The organism is Actinosynnema sp. NPDC002837 (assembly GCF_040295345.1).
In the GTDB taxonomy this organism is placed as follows: Bacteria; Actinomycetota; Actinomycetes; order Mycobacteriales; family Pseudonocardiaceae; genus Actinosynnema.
In genome coordinates this window covers 1-17,230 of record NZ_JBEOVG010000081.1, presented here as the reverse complement: position 1 = coordinate 17,230, position 17,230 = coordinate 1, and the positions used below count along the sequence as shown (strand labels likewise).

The 17,230-nt window shown below is 74.7% G+C and carries 7 protein-coding genes; all 7 read right to left on the bottom strand.

Annotated elements, in window-relative coordinates; all coding sequences use genetic code 11:
- Positions 1 to 2: 2 nt before the first annotated feature.
- Entirely contained in the window at positions 3 to 4,415 is a 4,413-nt protein-coding gene (locus ABTZ99_RS35395; RefSeq protein WP_499617644.1) for a non-ribosomal peptide synthetase family protein, read from the bottom strand.
- Positions 4,412 to 5,734 carry an MFS transporter gene (locus ABTZ99_RS35390; RefSeq protein WP_499617643.1) on the bottom strand — a complete coding sequence of 441 codons (1,323 nt, stop codon included), beginning with the start codon at positions 5,732 to 5,734 and terminating at the stop codon, positions 4,412 to 4,414. The genes ABTZ99_RS35395 and ABTZ99_RS35390 overlap by 4 nt, the downstream gene beginning before the upstream one ends.
- A complete protein-coding gene (locus ABTZ99_RS35385; protein WP_499617641.1) occupies positions 5,731 to 8,958 on the bottom strand; it encodes an amino acid adenylation domain-containing protein in 3,228 nt (1,075 codons plus the stop codon). Before ABTZ99_RS35385 ends, ABTZ99_RS35390 begins: the two co-directional genes overlap by 4 nt.
- A complete protein-coding gene (locus tag ABTZ99_RS35380) occupies positions 8,955 to 9,632 on the bottom strand; it encodes a DUF6875 domain-containing protein (protein WP_498779054.1) in 678 nt (225 codons plus the stop codon). Before ABTZ99_RS35380 ends, ABTZ99_RS35385 begins: the two co-directional genes overlap by 4 nt.
- The gene (locus ABTZ99_RS35375; protein ID WP_498779053.1) at positions 9,632 to 10,969 is read right to left on the bottom strand and encodes an FAD-dependent oxidoreductase; all 1,338 of its coding nucleotides are present in this window, start codon (positions 10,967 to 10,969) and stop codon (positions 9,632 to 9,634) included. The genes ABTZ99_RS35380 and ABTZ99_RS35375 overlap by 1 nt, the downstream gene beginning before the upstream one ends.
- Positions 10,966 to 14,112 (bottom strand): amino acid adenylation domain-containing protein, encoded by a 3,147-nt coding sequence (locus tag ABTZ99_RS35370; RefSeq protein WP_499617638.1) that lies wholly within the window; start codon positions 14,110 to 14,112, stop codon positions 10,966 to 10,968. The genes ABTZ99_RS35375 and ABTZ99_RS35370 overlap by 4 nt, the downstream gene beginning before the upstream one ends.
- A 5-nt stretch (positions 14,113 to 14,117) precedes the next feature.
- Positions 14,118 to 17,230 (bottom strand): lantibiotic dehydratase (locus ABTZ99_RS35365; RefSeq protein WP_499617636.1); only part of this gene is annotated, 3,113 nt, incomplete at its 5' end.

The window sequence follows — 17,230 nt, the reverse complement described above, 5'->3', positions numbered from 1 at the left end:
GGTCAGCCCCTTTCCGGCAGCACGCCCGCGGCGGCGAGGAAGTCCACGTGCCGGGCGATCATCTCCGCGTCGGCGGGCGGGAACTGGACCCCGCACGACGCCGCGGCGGCCCACGTGGTCGAGCAGTCGAACACCGGGTGCGCCCGGTGCGTGGTGGTCAGGCCGAACGCCAGCGGGCCGAACGCGCTGTCCGGGCTCTCCAGCATCAACGACCGCCAGTCGGCGTACTCCAGCAGGCGGGTCGGGTAGCCCTTCGCGGTGAGCACCTCGCCCAGGTCGGCGTAGGTGAACCCGTCGGCCCGGTAGTAGTGGAAGTCCTGCCCGTGCGGCGCCGGCCGGGTCGAGATGCCCGCGATCGCGCCCGCGAGCCGGTCGACCGGCAGCATGTCGATCACGTCCGGCGTCCGCGGCACCGCGCCCGCGTGCGCGCAGGTCGCGATCTGCCTGCTCAGGTACGACTCGGTCTTCGCCGTGCCGGTGCGCACGTCGCCCACGATCGCGGCGATGCGGTGGATCGACACCGGCACGCCCCGGTCCCGCGCGAGCACGCCCATCATGTCGGCCACCCACTTGGTGGTGTGGTAGCCGGTGTCCAGCCCGGTCGGGTCCTCCGGCCGGTCGGCCTCGGTGATCAGCTGCTTGTCGTAGTTCGCGCCGAGGAACACGCCGAGCGTCGACATCAGGTGCAGCGGCTTGGTCGAGTACCGGGTCGCCAGCCGCAGCACGTCCACCGTGCTGCCCACGTGCGGCGGCATCATCCACTGGTAGGTGAGGACGAAGTTCATCACCGCGCCGTTGTGGTAGATCGCGTCCATGCTCTCGGCCAGCGCGTCGAAGTCCTTCTCCTCCAGGCCGAGCAGCGGCTGCGACATGTCGCCGACCACCGGCACCACCCGGGCCAACCGCTCCTCGGGCACGTCGAGGTGCGCGCGACGCAGGTTGGCGCGGACGCGCGCGAGGGCGACGGCCGGCGTCTCCGCCCGGACCAGGCAGTGCACCTCGGCGTCCGTGCGGGCCAGCAGCTCGGCCAGCAGGTGCGCGCCGAGGAACCCGGTGGCGCCGGTCAGCAGCACCCGTTGCGCGGGCCCCGTCCGCACCGGGTGCCGCACCTCGATGTCGTCCGGCGGGGTCGCGTCGACCCGCATCTCCGGCACGGAGGGCAGGCCGGACTTGTAGCGCTTGGCGAACGTGTGGTCCGACGCGGCGGCCTGCTCCACCACCTCGGCCAGCTCGGCGAGGTCGGCGGTGGCGAACAAGGCGCGCAACGGCACCGTGACGCCCAGCAGCGAGCGGACCCTGGCGAGCACGGCGGCGGCGATCAGGGAGTGCCCGCCCAGGCCGAAGAAGCTGTCCCGGCGACCGACCAGCGGCACGTCCAGCACCTCCGACCAGACCTCGGCCAACGTCCGCTCGACCGGGGTGCGCGGCGGCTCGTACGGCGTCAGCCGGGCCGCCGGGTCGGGGTCGGGCAGCGCCGCCACGTCGACCTTGCCGTGCCGGGTGAGCGGCAGCCCGTCCAGCACCACGACCGCGCCGGGCAGCATCGCGTCCGGCAGCCGTCCGGCGCAGAACGCCCGCAGCTCGTCCAACGCGGGCGCCTCCGCTCGGGGCACGACGTAGGCGACGAGGGTGTCGCCGCGCACCGCCACCGCGGCCTCGGCGACCGCCGGGTGCGCCAGCAGCGCGGAGCGCACCTCGCCCGGCTCGATGCGGTGACCGCGCAGCTTGACCTGGTCGTCCACCCGGCCGAGGAACTCCAGCGTGCCATCGGGCAGCAGCCGCACGAGGTCGCCGGTGGCGTACATCCGACCGCCCAGGACGGTCGGGTCGGGCAGGTACACCGACGCCGTGCGCTCCGGGTCGTTGCGGTAGCCGCGCGCGGGTGCGAGGCCGCCGATGTGCAACTGGCCGGGCACGCCGACGGGAGCCGTGCGCAGGTCCGGGTCGAGCACGTACGCCCGCACGCCGGGCAGCGGTCGCCCGATCGGCACCGTGGCGGCCCGCGGGTCGACCTCCGACGCGTCGACCGTGCGGTGGGCCGTGGCGCAGACCGTGGTCTCGGTCGGGCCGTAGTGGTTGACCAGCGCGACCTTCCCGCCGGTCAGCGCTGCCCACTCGGCGACGGTCGCCGTCGGCACCGCTTCGCCGCCGATCATCATCACGGCCAGCGGACCGGGGTCGACGTCGAGGCCCGCCAGGTCCGACACCCAGCGCTTGAACAGCGCCGCCGGCGAGTCGACGGCGGTGATGGCGTGCTCGGCGCACAGCTTGAGCAGGTCCGCGCCGCCGATCGCGGCCGGTTCGGGGTGCACGACGACCGCCGCGCCCGCGCACCACGCCGGGAACACGTCGCCCACCGACGCGTCGAAGCTCAACGGCGGGATCATCAGGATCCGCTGACCGGGCGCGAACCCGTGCAGGTCGACGAACGCGCCGGTCAGGTTCGCGAGCGTGTCGTGCTGCACCTGCACGCCCTTGGGCACACCGGTCGACCCGGACGTGTAGACGATGTACGCCAACCCGTCGTCGGGCACGTCCGCGGCCGGCGGCGCGTCGGCCTCGCCGGTGAACGCGTCGTCGGTGGTGTCCAGCAACGCGCCGTGGAACTCGCCGAACCGGTCCCGGGAGCCCGGCGCGGTGATCACCACGGGCGCGCCGCAGTCGGCCAGCAGTCCGGCGAGCCGCGCGGGCGGGTGCGCTGGGTCGAGCGGCACGTACGCGCCACCGGCCTTGAGCACGGCCAGCAGCGCCACCAGCGCGTCCGGCCCGGCCTTCAACGCCAGGCCGACCGGCGTCTCGGGACCGACGCCCCACCCGGTCAGCACGTGGGCGACCCGGTTGGCCCGCCGGTCGAGCTGCGCGAACGTCACCTCCGTGCCGTCGGCCAGGTCGAGCACCGCGGTGAGGTCGGGGTGCGCGGCGACCTGCTCCGCGATCCGGGTGAGCACGGTGGCGTGGCGCAGCGACAGCGCCGGGTCCAGGGCGTCCTGCGGCTCGCCGTTGAGCCGGCCCGCGGCGAGGCGGTCGGCCTCCGTGGTCGTGTCCACCGCGGACAGCCGGGCGGACGGGTCGGCCACCAGCGCGGCGAGCACCGCGAGCAGGTGGTCGGCCAGCCGGGCCACGGTGTCCGCGTCGAACACGTCCGTGCTGTAGTCGAGGTTCGCGGGCCAGTCGCCGTCGGTCTCCCGCACGTGCAGCGTGAGGTCGAACCGGCTGGTCTCGCGGTCGACCGGCAGCTCCGCGGCGTCCATCCCGGCCCACGAGCCGGTGGCGTCGCCCCGGTTGAGCACCAGCATCACCTGGAACAACGGGTGGTGCGCGAGGTCGCGGCGCGGCGCGACCTGGGCGGCGACCTCGTCGAAGCTCACCTCGGCGTGGTCGAGCGCGTCGATCGCGGTGGCGCGGGCCCGGCTGAGCAGGTCGGCCACGGTCGGGTCGCCGGACAGGTCCAGCCGCAGCGCGGTGGTGGTGACGAACATGCCGACCGAGCGCTCCAGCTCGGGGAACGGCCGGTGCGTGGTCGGCGAGCCGATCACCAGGTCGTCCGCGCCCGACCGGCGGGCCAGCAGCACGCCGAACGCGGCCAGCAGGCCGGCGAACGTGGTGCAGCCGTGCGCGCGGGTCACCTCGGCCAGCTTCCCCGCCAGCGCGGCGGGCACGGTGAACCGGTGGCTGCCGCCGGCGGTGGTGCGGTTCGGCGTCCGCGGCCGGTCCAGCGCCAGGTCGAGCACGGCCGGCGCGCCGGACAGGCGGTCGTGCCAGTGGTCCAGCTGCCGCTGCCGCTCGCCGTCGGCGAGCCGGTCGGCCTGCCAGTGCACGTAGTCGGGGAACTGCGCCCCGACGGGCTCGGGCGTCACGCCCGCGTAGACGTCGCCGACCTCGCCCGCGACCACGCCGAGGGAGAGGTCGTCGCACACGATGTGGTGCGCGCTGAACACGACCGCCGTGTCGCCCGGACCGACCCGCACCACCCGCACCCGCAGCAACGGCGCGACGGCCAGGTCGAACGGCGTGTCCACTTCGGACACGAGGAAGGCGTCCAGCTCGTCCTCGCCGTCGACCGACGAGAACGCGACGTCGGCGGGCACGTCGTCCACCACCTGCTGCTCGGGCACGCCGTCGACGTCCACGATCCGGGTGCGCAACGCCTCGTGCCGTCCCATGACGGTCCGCACGGCCGCGCGCAGCCGGTCCTCGTCCACCTCGCCGGCGACCCGGAGCGCGGCGAACATGACGTACGCGCCCGCGTCCAGGCCCAGCCGCCCGGTCAGCCAGAGGCCGCGCTGGTTGCCCGACAGCGGCACGACCGCGCCGTCGGGGCGGCGTGGCACCGCCTGGCGGGGCGCGGCGGCCAGGCCGCGTTCGGCGAGCAGCTTGGCCAGCAGGCGTTCGCGGTGGTCGGAGAGCTCGGTCATCCCAGTGTCCTTTCAGGTGACGGCGTCTCGTCGGCCACCGCGTCGGGCAGGTCGTCCACGGTCCGCAGGCGCGGCCGCGTCCAGGCGAAGGCCGCCAAGGCGAGCATCAGCACGCCGACGACCAGGAAGATCAGGGCGATGCCGCGGCCCTCGCCGGTGCCGATGAGCGCGCCGACACCACCGGCGAGCGGGCCGTCGGCCGCCATCAAGGGCTCGGCCACGCCGTCGGTCAGCGGGCCGATCAGGAGGAACGCGACGGGCATCGCGGCGGTGCCGACCACCCGCACCACGGCCAGCACCCGGCCCAGCACCGCCGGGTCGACCTTGGTCTGCAACAACGTCACGCAACACGTGTTGATCAGCGGGAGGGTGAACAGGAACGCGGGCGCGGCGATCCCGATCAGCCACGGCGACGGCGCCAGCGAGTGCAGCACCAGGAACACCCCGCCCAGCGCGATCCCGAGGCAGATGCCGTGCACCCGGCGGGCCGGGCCGCCCCACACGCCCATCACCAGGCCGCCGACGAACAACCCGCTGCCGCCCGCGGCCATCAGCACGCCGAGCGTCGCGGGACCGGAGAACGACAGGATCAGCGGCTGCACCAACCCGCCCGCGATGGCGAACAGGAAGTTCCACACCCCGAACACCGCGAACAAGGCGAACAACCCGGGCGCGCCGCGCAGCCACCTCAAGCCCGCGCCGATGCCCTCGCGCCCCGGCTCCCCGGCGCCGGCCGGCCGCACGGCCTCGTCGGGCAGCCGGGCCAGCAGCAACGCGCCGACCGCGAACACCATCGACACCAGGTCGATCAGCAGCACACCCCGCAGCCCCACCACGCCGAGCAGCGCACCGGCGACCAGCGGCGCGGCGATCTGCACGCCCTGCGTGATCTGCATCAGCCCGTTGATCCGCCCCAGGTGCTCCTTGGGCACCAACGCGGGCACCAGGGCCGTGTAGGCGATGATGTGGAACGAGTTCAACGTCGCGGTCAGCGCCGTGGCCACGTAGACCTGCCACACCGCCAGCGAGTCCGTCGCCACGGCCACCAGCAGCAGCGCCGTCACCACGCCCGCGCCGGAGTCCGCGACCAGCATGATCTTCCTGCGGTCGTGGCGGTCGGCCAGCGCGCCCGCGTACGGCGCGAGCAGGATGCCCGGCACCACCGCGCAGAACTGGATCAGCACGAACGTCGTCACCGACCCCGTGCCCAGGTAGACCCACACGCCGAGCACGAACGCGGTCAGCGCGGAGCCGATCACCGACACCAGCTGCCCGGCCCACACCACGGCGAACCGGCGCACACCGGCCCGCGCGCTCATCGAGCCTCACCGAGCATCGACTCGACCTCCTCGGCCGACATCCCGGCCAGTTGCAGGCGCAGCTCGGCGACCGCGGCGACCCGGGCCGGGTCGTCCAGGGCGGCGAGCGCGACGGCGACACCGGCGACGGTCGGCGCGGCGAACATCCGGCCGATCGGCACCGTCACGGCGAACGCGGCCTGCACCCTGGCCAGCGCCTTCGCCGCCAGCAGCGAGTGGCCGCCCAAGGCGAAGAAGTCGTCGTGCACGCCCACTCCCGGCACGCCCAGCACCTCGGCCCAGATGCCCGCCAGCACTTCCTCCACCGCGTCGCGCGGCGGCACCCGTTCGCCGTCGACGTCCCACACCGGCGCGGGCAGCGCCTTGCGGTCGGTCTTGCCGTTGGGCGTCAACGGGAACGCGTCCAGCACCACCGCGGTGGCGGGCAGCATGTAGTCCGGCAGCCGTTGCGCCAACCCGGCCCGCAGCCGCGACCACAACCCCTCCCGTGGCACGTCCGCGGGCACCACGTAGGCGACGAGCCGTTCGTCGGCGGCCAGCACGACCGCCTCGCGCACCTCGACGGACGCCAGCAACGCGGCCTCGACCTCGCCGAGCTCGATCCGGAACCCGCGCACCTTCACCTGGTGGTCGGACCGACCCAGGAACTCCAGCGTGCCGTCCGACCGCTGCCGCACCAGGTCGCCCGTCGCGTACAGCCGCCGTCCGGGCTCCTCGGCGAACGGGTCCGGCACGAACCGGCTCGCGGTCAGCTCCGGCCGGTCGTGGTAGCCGCGCGCCACCCCCGCGCCGCCGATGTGCAGCTCGCCGACCACGCCCGGCGGCACCGGTTCCAGCCCCGGACCCAGCACGTACAGCCGGGTGTTGCCGATCGGCGGACCCAGCACCACCGGCGCGGGCGAGGGCTCGACCAGTCCCGCGGACGACCAGACCGTGGTCTCGGTCGGCCCGTACGCGTTCCACAGCACCGCGTCGTCGGTCAGCAGGTCGTCGGCCAGGTCGCGCGGCAGCGCCTCGCCGCCGCAGATCCGGGTCGCCACCCCGGCGGGCACGCCACCGGCCGCGTGCAGCAGCCGCCACGTCGCCGGGGTCGCCTGCAGCGCGGTGACCTCGCGGTCGACCAGCAGGTCCCGCAACGCCGCACCGTCCGCGCTCACGTCGGCGGGCACGACCAGCACCTCCGCGCCCGCGGTCAGCGGCAGCAGCAGTTCCAGCACCGAGATGTCGAACGACAGCGTGGTCACGGCGGCCAGCCGGTCGGCGTGGGTGAGGGTGAAGAGGTGCTGGAACGACACCAGCAGGTTCACCACCGCCCGGTGCGGCACCTCGACGCCCTTGGGCGTGCCCGTCGAACCGGACGTGTAGATGATGTACGCCAGGTCCTCGCCGGAGGCGGGGCACGGCTGGGGCGCCGGCTCGAAGCGGTCCGCGTCGGCGAGGCCCAAGACCGTGCCGCCGAACGGCAGCTCGTGCTCTGAGACCAGCACGGCCGCGCCCGAGTCGGCCAGCATCGCCGTCAACCGGTCCGCGGGCCAGCCCGGGTCCAGCGGCACGTACGCGGCGCCGGCCTTCCACACGCCGAGGACGGCGGCCACCAGGTCCGGGGTGCGCGGCAGGCACAGCGCCACCGCCGACCCGAGGCCCACGCCGTGCGCCCGGAGGAGGGCGGCGATCCGCTCGGCCCGGGTGTCCAGTTCCGCGTACGTCAGCCGTGAGTCCACCCCGGACACCGCCGTGCCGTGCCCCGTGACCAGGTCCAACGCGGTGCGCGCGGGCGGCAGCGGCAGGTCGGTGGCGTTGAGGCCCTCCAGCACCTCCCACCGCCGCACGCCGGTCAGCCCGTCCAGCTCGCTGATCCGCTTCTCCGGGTGCTCGGCGGCGGCGGTGAGCAGCGCGATCAGCCGATCGGTGAACTCGGCGACGGTCGAGGCGTCGAACAGGTCGGTGTTGTACTCGACGCCCAAAGCGAGCGTGTCGCCCTGCGGGTCGGCGGCGAGCGTGAGGTCGAACTTCGCCACCTTCGGGTCGGGCACCAGTGGCGTGACGTCCAGCCCGGTCAGCTCGACGTCCAGCGGCGGGGTGTTGGTGAAGATCAGCTGGGCCTGGTAGACCGGCGCGTGCCCGGTGCTCCGCCGCGGGCTCAGGTGCTCCACCAGCCGTTCGAACGGCAGGTCGGCGTGCGCGAGACCGTCCGCGGCGACCTGCCGGGTCCGGGCCAGCAGCTCGGTGAACGTCGGATCGCCGCCGACCGGTGTCCGCAGCGCGAGCGTGTTGACGAAGAACCCGATCAGGCCCTCCAGGTCCGGGTGGGAACGCCCGGCGACCGGGGTGCCGACCACCACGTCGTCCTGACCGGCCAACCGGCCGAGCCGGGCCGCGAACGCGGCCAGCAGCACCATGAACACGGTGACGCCGTGCGCGCGGGCCAGCTCCTCCAGCGGTCGGATCGGGACGTGGCCGTACCGCAGCGCGCCCCGGTGGGTGACCACCGGCGGCCGTGGCCGGTCGGTCGGCAGGGTCAGCAGCTCCGGCGCGCCCGCGAGGTGGCGCGTCCAGAAGTCGAGGTGCCCGGCGGCGAGCTCGGTCACCCGGTCCCGCTGCCAGACCGCGAAGTCCGGGTAGTGCAGCGTCAGCGCGGGCAGGTCGGGGTCGCGGCCGCCGAGCGCCGCGTCGTAGGCCTGACCCAGCTCGCCGAGCAGCACCGACAGCGACCACGCGTCGGCGATGATGTGGTGCAGGTTGAGCACCAGCACGTGGTCGTCGTCGGCGAACCGGCCCAGGCTCGTCGCGAACAGCGGGCCCCGGTGCAGGTCGAACCCGATGCCGGCGCGTTCGTCGGCGAACCGCTGTGCCTCCGCGTCACGGTCCCCGTCGGGGAGGTCGTGGGTGGTGAGGGTGGCCGTGCCGGTGGGCGCGACCAGCTGCACGGGCTCGCCGCCCGAGTCGGGGAACGTGGTGCGCAGCGACGCGTGCCGGGTGACCAGGGTGTCCAACGCGCGCTGCAACGCGACCTGGTCGAGCGTGCCGCGCAGCCGCAGCGCGAGGGGCACGTTGTAGACGGCGCTGCCGGGGGAGAACTTGTCCAGGAACCACAGGCGTTGCTGCCCGAACGACAACGGGTAGGCGGTGGGCGCGGCGGCCCGTGCCCGCAGCCGTTGTGCCAACAGCTCCCGCTTGCGCGCCGACGCCGCAGCCGCCGCGCCGGTGTCCCGCAGATCGGTCATGACGTGCTCCCCGACCTGGTCAGCCGGTCCGCCGCCGCGCGGACGTGGTCACGCAGGTGCGTGGGCACGCGGTCGCCGAAGCGCTCCAGGTAGGCGGCCACGGTCGTGTCGTCGTCCCGCAGGAACGGGAAGTCGGTGGGCACCATGTGCCGGATCGCCAGCAGCGGCACGGGGCTGTGCAGCGGCCGGAAGACCGGGTTCCACAGACCTGCCTTCTGCGGCGGGCCGGGGTGGAACTCGCCCAGCATCAGCCCGCCGCGGGTGTACTCCGGTTTCAGCAGTTCCTGGGCCCGGTCGACCACGCCGAACTCGGTCAGGTCCGGGAACAGCACCACGATGGTCTTGAACTGCGCGCCCGGACCCTTCTTCGGCTCCAGCTCGGCGAACCAGTCGCGGTAGTGCAGCAGCAACGCGGCCAGCTCGTCCGGCTGCTCCGGCACGCCGGTGTGCACGGACAGGTAGAACAGCCCGCGTTGCAGGGACGTGTCGGTGAACGGGCACACCGCGCCCCTCCGCCCCAGGTCCGGGTGCGGTCCGCACAGGTACTCACCGGCCCACTCGAACACCGTCCGCAGCGCCGGTTCGTGCGCCGCGACCGCGTCGGGCAGCCGAGGCGCGGCGAAGTCCGCCGGCTCGACCAGGGGGTGGGCCTGGTGGGTCGGATGGATCAGCATCAACTCCACCTGCCTTTGTTCCGGGACCGGCGGGTCAGGGCCGCCAGCGCCGCACCGGTCACCGCGGCCGTGACGCCGCCGAGCACGCGGTCCTGCCGCCGCGCCCGCGCCAACGCCTCGCCGTAGGGGACCGTGGTGTGCGAGATCAGGGTGTAGAGCGGCACCCACGCGTTCGGGAACATCCGGTGCAACGCGAGGTCCACCTTCTTGCGCGCGGTGAACAGCGGTGAGCGCAGCTTGTCCCGCAGCTCCACGAAGTTGCGCTTGGACAGCTCCGCCAGCACGTCGGTGTGCGGTCGACGTGAGCGCTCGAACTCCGCCAACGCCCGCGGCAGGTCGTGCGGGTGCGCGGCCAGGCACCGGTCGAGCACCGAGCAGTCCTCGAACGCCGCGTTCATGCCCTGGCCGAAGAACGGGTACACGGCGTGCGCGGCGTCGCCGATCAACACCACCCCGCGTCCCTCGTCGGTGGTGACGTGCCAGGGCGAGGTGCGCACGGTGACCAGGCTCGCGGGCGGGTGCGCCAGGAACTGCTCGACCACGTCCGGGATGAGCACGAGCGTGTCGGGGAACCGGCGGGCGAAGAACGACCGCACCCGTTCGGGTTCGGTCAGCCCGGCGAACCCCTGCTCGCCGTCGAACGGCAGGAACACCGTCGCGGTGAGCGAGCCGTCCGCGTTCGGGTGCGCGACGATCAGACCGTCGTCACCCGGCCACACGTGCAACGCCCGCAGTTCGGTGCGCGGCTCGCCGTCGTCCCCGACCGGGATCAGCAGCTCCTTGTAGCCCCACTCCAGGAACTCCTGGTGCAGGTCCACCCGCAGGCCGCGGCCGAGGTGGGTGCGCACGGCGGAGAACGCCCCGTCCGCGCCGATGATCAGGTCCGCCGTGTGCACGGTCCCGTCGTCGGTGGTGACGGCGGGCTTGGCGCGGTCGACGGCGCTCACCCGGCAGCCCCAGGAGAACCCGACGCCGAGCCGTTCGGCCTCGTCCACCAGCGCCACGTTCAGGTCGTGCCGCAGCACGGAGTGCAGGATCTGGTCCTCGGCCAGGCCGTAGGGCTGGAAGCGCAGCGTGCCGTCGGGCAGGTGCACCGCCCGGCCGCGCATGGGCACGGTCAGCGGCGCCAACCGCTCCAGCAGGCCGACTTCCCGCAGCGCCACGATGCCGCGCTGGGACAGGCCGAGGTTGATCGACCGGCCTTCCTCCCGCACGCCCGGCGCCCGCGGGTCGCCCCGCCGTTCGAGCACCCGCACGCCGAACCCCCGTCGGGCCAGGTAGACGGCCGTCAACGAGCCGGCCAGCCCGGCGCCGACCACCACCGCGTCGCGGCTCATGCGTCGTCCTCGTCGACCAGCGTGCCGAGCAGGCGGTCGATCTCCTCGTCGGACAGCTCGTCGAGCTGGTCCAGCAGCGGCACCGGCCCCCGGGCCACCGGACCCGTGCCGCGACCGAGGTTCGCGCACAGCTCGGCGATGGTCGGCGCGGCGAACAGCGTCGCCAGCGGCAGGTCCACGTCCAGCGCGACCCGGACCCGGGCCAGCATCTGGGTCGCGGTCAACGAGTGGCCGCCCAGGGCGAAGAAGTTGTCGTGCACGCCGAGCGGCGCGTCCGCGGGCATGCTCAGCACCTCGCGCCAGATCAGCGCCAGCCGCCGTTCGTCCTCGTCACGCGGCTCGACCCGGTCGACGTCGTCGGTCGTCCACACCGGATCGGGCAGCGCGTCGCGGTCGATCTTGCCGGTGCCGGTGCGCGGCAGCTCCGGCAGCACGACGACCGCCGCCGGGAGCATGTAGTCGGGCAGGCTCACGGCCAGGTGCGGGCGCACCCGCCGGCGCAGCTCCTCCTCGCCGACGTCCGGGTCGGCGGGCACCGCGTACGCCACCAGCCGCACGTCGGCGGCGTGCGCGGACCAGGCGACGACGACGGCCTGCGCCACGTCCGGGTGCGCGCGGAGCACGGCCTCGATCTCACCGGGCTCGATCCGGTAGCCGCGCACCTTGAGCTGCCGGTCGGCGCGGCCGAGGAACTCGAGCTTCCCGTCGGCGTGGCGGCGGACCAGGTCGCCGGAGGCGTAGAGGCGCCCGCCGGGCGGTCCGAACGGGTCGGGTAGGAACCTCTCCGCCGTCAGGCCGGGCAGCCCGTGGTAGCCGCGGGCCACGCCCGCGCCGCCGATGTGCAGCTCGCCGATCACGCCCGGCGGCACCGGGCGCAGCAACGGGTCCAGCACGTGCAGCGACGTGCCCTTCACCGCCGGCCCGAGCCGCACGGGGTCGGGCGCGTGCGAGACCACACCGGCGGCCGAGTACACCGTGGTCTCGGTGGGCCCGTAACCGTCGATCAGGGTCGCGCCGTCGGTCTGCAGGTCGTCGGCCAGGTCGCGGGTCATCGCCTCGCCGCCGCTGATCCGCAGCCGCACGCGCGCGGGCACACCGCCGGCCGCGACGATCATCCGCCAACTCGCCGGACCGCCCTGCACGACCGTCGCCCTCGTCTCCTCGATGCGCGCGCGCAGCAGCCCTCCGTCGGCCACGTCGTCGGCCGGGACCACCACGAGCGTCGCGCCGCTGATGAGCGGGGCGAGCATCTCCACCGTGGACACGTCGAACGCGGGCGTGGTGATCGAGGCGAGCCGGTCGGCCGGTGTCAGCCGCATCAACTCGCCCATGGCGCGCAGCAACGCGGCCAGCCCGCCCTGGGTGCACCGCACGCCCTTCGGCTTGCCGGTGGACCCGGAGGTGTGGATGACGTAGGCCAGCGTGCCGGGGTGCTGCCGCGCCGCGGGTGGCGGCGTGTCCGGTTGGGCGTCGAGCTCGGCGGTGTCCAGGTCGACCTCGGTCCACGGCCCGGTCAGGGGTCCGGTGACCGCGCGCGACGCGCCGTCCGTGACGAGCACCGGCACGTCGGACCCGGCGGCCATCGCGGTCAGCCGGGCCGGCGGCCACGACGGGTCCAGCGGCAGGTAGCCCGCGCCCGCCCGCCACGCGGCGAGGAGGCCGACCACCATCGGCGCGCCCCGGTCGAGGCACAGCGCCACCGGCTGGTCCGGCCGCACACCGGCGGCCACCAGCACGTGCGCCAGGCGGTTCGCCGCCCGGTCCAGCTCGCCGCACGTGAACGCGCCCTCGATCGCGACCGCGTCCGGGTGCTCGGCCAGCGCGGCGAACACCAGGTCGGCGGCGGTCTCCGCGGGCACCTCGACGGCGGGTTCCTGCGGCGCGTCGTCACCGAGCCACAGCTCGGCGACCCGGTCGGCGGGGGAGGCGTGCACGGCGGCGGCGAACACCGAGTGCAGCGCGGCGACCGTCTCGGGCGTGAACAGCGCGGAGTCGTACTGCCAGCGCGCGAACCACCGGTCACCGGCCCGTTCGACGGTCAACGACAGGTCGAACTTCGCGCCGCCGTTCGCGACCGCCTCGGGCCTGATCGTGATCGGGCCGGCGTCACGCGCGGGCGGCACGGGCTCGACCGCGAACATCACCTGCACCAGCGGCGCGTGCGCGAGCGTCCGCTGCGGCGCGGCGATGTCCACGAGCCGTTCGAACGGCAGGTCCTGGTGGGCGAGCGCGGCCACGGTCGCGTCCTCGGCCGCGCCGACCACCTCGCCGAACGTGGTCTCCGGCGTGAACCGCGCCCGCAGCGGCAGGGTGTTGGCCACGAAGCCGACCAAGCCCTCGGTCTCCGGCCTGGTGCGCGCCGCGACCGGCGTGGCCACCAGGAAGTCCGCCTGCCCGGTCACCCGGTGCAGCACGCACTGGAACACCGCGAGCAGCCGGGCGAACGACCCGTCCGGCACGGTCAGCTCCGCCCGCAGCTCCGCGCCGCGCCCGGTGGGCGTCGCCGGCCGCGCCTTGTCGGTCGGCAACGAGAGCACGGTCGGCACGCCGTGCAGCGCCTCGCGCCAGAACTCCTCGTCGGCGGCGAACGCGCCGCCGTCTGCCTGCTCCCGTTGCCACACCGCGTAGTCCGGGTACTGCACGGGCAGCTCCGGCAGGTCGTGCGGCACGCCGGCGACCTCGGCCGCGTACAGCCCGGCCAGCTCGTCGAACAGCACCGCGCACGACCAGCCGTCGGCGATCGCGTGGTGCAGCACGAGGACCAGCACGTGCTCGTCGGGCGAGACCTCCACCAGACCGGCGCGCAGCAGCGGCCCGCCGTGCAACGCGAACGGTCGGGCGACCTCCTCGCGCACCACCGCGTCCACGTCACCCGACAGCCGCGCCAGCGGCACCGTCAACGCCGCCGAAACCACCTGCACCGGCACGCCGTCCTCGGCCGCGAACCGCGTCCGCAACGCCTCGTGCCTGGCGACCAGCGCGTTCAACGCCACCCGCAACGCCTCGGCGTCCAGCGGACCGTCGATGCCGACCCGCCAGCCGATGTTGTAGACCGGGCTCGCGGGCAGCAGTTGGTCGACCAACCACAACCTGCGCTGCCCCGACGAGGCCGGGAACCGGAACACCTCGTCCTCTCTCGTCACCGCGCTCACCGCGGTCCCTCCCCCCTCAGACCGACACCTTCCGGCCAACCCCTCCGGTCGACCGCCACCACCCGGAACTCCGCCGTGTGCCGAGCGCCCGCGGCGTCGGTCAACCACAGCTGGTCCGGACCGGGCAGCATCTCGCCCACGCCCATCGGGACGTCGGGCTTCTCGCGGTCCAGCGCGCGCACCGCGTGCGCGAACAGCTCGACCGACGGCTGGCTCTCCAGATCCACGTAGAACGGCTTGTGCTCCACCGGGCTCTTCACGAACACGAACCTCGGCATGCCGTGCTCCCGTCGCCAGGCCTGCGCCCGCAGGAAGCGGGTCGCCTCGTCCGGGGCGAACGCGAACGCCGACCTCGCGGCGGGCAGCCGCCAGCCCTCCCGGGCGACGACCAACCGGTCCAGGCTGACCCGGGGCGTGTGCGCGCCCGCGGGCAGCAGCCGGAAGTGCTGCACCAACTGCGCCATGACCTGCTCGTTGAGCAGCTCGACCAGGTCGACGTCCACCCGACCGTCCCGGCTGCGCGCCACCAGCCGCCCGCCGCTCTCGGTCACCTCGCACGCGCCGACCGGCACCGCGTCGCGCAGCCCCGGCCCGCACGCGTCGTGCCCGAACACGATCTTCAGGTCGTCGGGCGAGACGAGGGCGTCGGCGAGCCGCTGCGGCGTGCCGCCTTCCTCGCGCGTCGTGGCCAGCACGATCCGCGGCCCGGCCATGTCGTGCCGCATCGCCGCGCGCAGCTGGGCCGGGTCGGGGTGCTGGGACACGAACAACGCCGACCGCATGGTGTTCACGCCGGGGTGCACCTCGCCGAGCACCCACCGGTAGTCGCCCGCCCGGATCGCGTCCTCGTCCCGTGCGGCGATCAGCACGTCGGGGCTGTGCTGGACCGCGCCGCGCCACCCCGGCCGGGGCGCGGCGAACGCCTTGAGCACGGCGTCCCGCACGTCGCTCACCCGGTAGTGGGCCTCGCGCCCGGCCGGCGCCTGCCCGAGGGCCTTGGCCCAGCGGTCCTGCAGGGCCCGGACGAGCCTGCCGATCAGCCGTTCGTCGAGGCGGAAGATCGTGTCGTTGGCCCACAGCCAGAAGTCGGCCAGCCGCACGCGGTCCGAACCGGTGGCCGCGACCCGTTCCCGGTACACCTCGCGCAACGCCCGCCCGTACAGCGCGGAGCCCGCGGAGGTGAACCACCGCGCCGCTTCCAACACCAGCGACAGCGGCGTCCACAGCGTTTCCACCAGCGCGGGGGAGAGGGTGACGTCGAGGTCGCGCCGGCACTCCTCGTGCACCACCGTGCGACCGGCGTAGAAGAGGCCCGGTCGACGCACGGCCGCCGTGCCGGTGATGGCGGTGAACGTCTCGTGCAACCCGTCGATGGCGCGCACCAGCCGGTCCGGGTCGCCGACGGCGGCGGCGACCGCGTCGCGTCCCCGTTCGATCCGGTCGAGCGCCCGCTCGGCCCCGGCGCGGACCTCCGGGTCGCCGATGGCCGCGATCTGCTCGCGCAGAGCGGTTTCCGGCACCAACGCCTCCGGCGGCACCTCCAACGTCCACGCGATCCGCTTGGCCTGCCGCAGCCGTTCGAGGGTGGCGAGCACCCCGTCGAGCGGCAGGTCGAGGTCGAGCGCGATCTCAGGTGCGCGGCGCAGGCCGTCGCAGGCGGCGAGGACGGCCGCGTCCGCCGCGGGCAGCCGCACCGGATCGGTCATCGGGACGTGCATGGTGTCGCCCACGACGTCCACGAAGGGCATCCGCCTCGGCACCGCCCACGGCCGCACGGCGTCCGTGGTCAACGCCTCGGCCAGCTGCTGGACGGCCCAGTTCTCCAGGTAGGTGGTGCGCGAGGCGATCAGGTCGGGCCCGGGTCTCGCGGTGATCGCGGCGGGCGCGCCGTCCTCGATCCTCGCCCACCCGACCGGCCCGAAGAACCCGATGGTGTCGTTCTTGGCGCAGTAGCGCTGCAGGTAGCTGACGACGGTGTGCTCCCAGCGCCGGTAGTCGACGTTGCGGGACGCGGAGCGTTCGCCGGACAACGCCCGGTGCAACGCGTCGACGGCGGTCTGGAGGGCACGGGGGTTCTGCCAGGCCACGGCTTCGCGGAACCTGGCGTCCCCGCTGACGGCCCGCAGCACCTCGGCGGCGGCCTCCCGGCCCGCCTCGAACCGGGCCGCGTACTCGACGAGCAGCGCGTCGTGCCGGGTCGCGGCGTCCTCGGCGGCCGCCAACGCCGCATCGACCTCCGCGTTGTCCGATGCCGTCGACGGGCCCGCGTCCTCGCCGGCCTCCGGGCCGACGACCAGCACCGCGGCCGGTCCGCCGTCGGCCTCGGTCCTCGCGGAGCCCGCCACCAGCGCCACGGGCGCTTCCTCGATCGGCAGCGCGACCGCCACGGGCGTCGGCGCCGCGGCCAGCGCCGCGCGGGCCTCGGCGAACCGGCCCTTGCGCACCAGCCGACCGATCCGCCGCAATGCGGACCGCCGCTCGCCGCGCGCCCGGTCCTCGACCTCCCGCAGCACCCGGAACGCCGTCCACCGCGCCTGGCCCACCGCGTCCTCTGCCGCCAGCACCGCCTCCGCCGCGCGCGCCGCGTCCGGGCTCGCCACGGCCAGCAGCGGCTCGACGACGAATCCCGTCCCGCGCAGCTCGACCCACCGCCACGCCGCCCAGTCACCGCCGCTCGGCAGCACCAGGTGGTCCGCGACCGGTCGCGCCGGCGTGCGCGGCGCGGGCACCAGGTAGGCCGACCGGTCCCGCCGGGTGATCGGCACGCCGCAGGCCGCCGAGCCCGTCGCCGCGTCCAACACCGCCGCGCACGCCGCCAGCGTCCGGGCCCGGTGCAGGTCGGCGACCGGCACCTCGACCCCGAACTCCTCTCGCACCCGGAACGCCAACCGCACCGCGAGCAGCGAGTTGCCGCCCACCGCGAAGAAGTCGTCCTCGGCGAACACCTCCGGCGCGCTGAGCAGGTTCTCCCACAGCGCCGCCAACCGCCGTTGCGTGGCGGTCGACGGGCGGGTCCGGTCCGTGCCCCGCGCGCGCGGGGCACGGACCGACCGCCGCGCCGCCCGGGCCACCTTGCCGCTGGGGGTGAGCGGCAGCGCCGGCGGCGGCC

What these genes read in the sequence shown, in the direction of transcription:
- ABTZ99_RS35390 (WP_499617643.1), bottom strand. Translation starts at nt 5,734, where the DNA reads ATGAGCGCGCGGGCCGGTGTGCGCCGGTTCGCCGTGGTGTGGGCCGGG.
- ABTZ99_RS35380 (WP_498779054.1), bottom strand. Translation starts at nt 9,632, where the DNA reads ATGCTGATCCATCCGACCCACCAGGCCCACCCCCTGGTCGAGCCGGCG.
- ABTZ99_RS35395 (WP_499617644.1), bottom strand. Translation starts at nt 4,415, where the DNA reads ATGACCGAGCTCTCCGACCACCGCGAACGCCTGCTGGCCAAGCTGCTC.
- ABTZ99_RS35385 (WP_499617641.1), bottom strand. Translation starts at nt 8,958, where the DNA reads ATGACCGATCTGCGGGACACCGGCGCGGCGGCTGCGGCGTCGGCGCGC.
- ABTZ99_RS35375 (WP_498779053.1), bottom strand. Translation starts at nt 10,969, where the DNA reads ATGAGCCGCGACGCGGTGGTGGTCGGCGCCGGGCTGGCCGGCTCGTTG.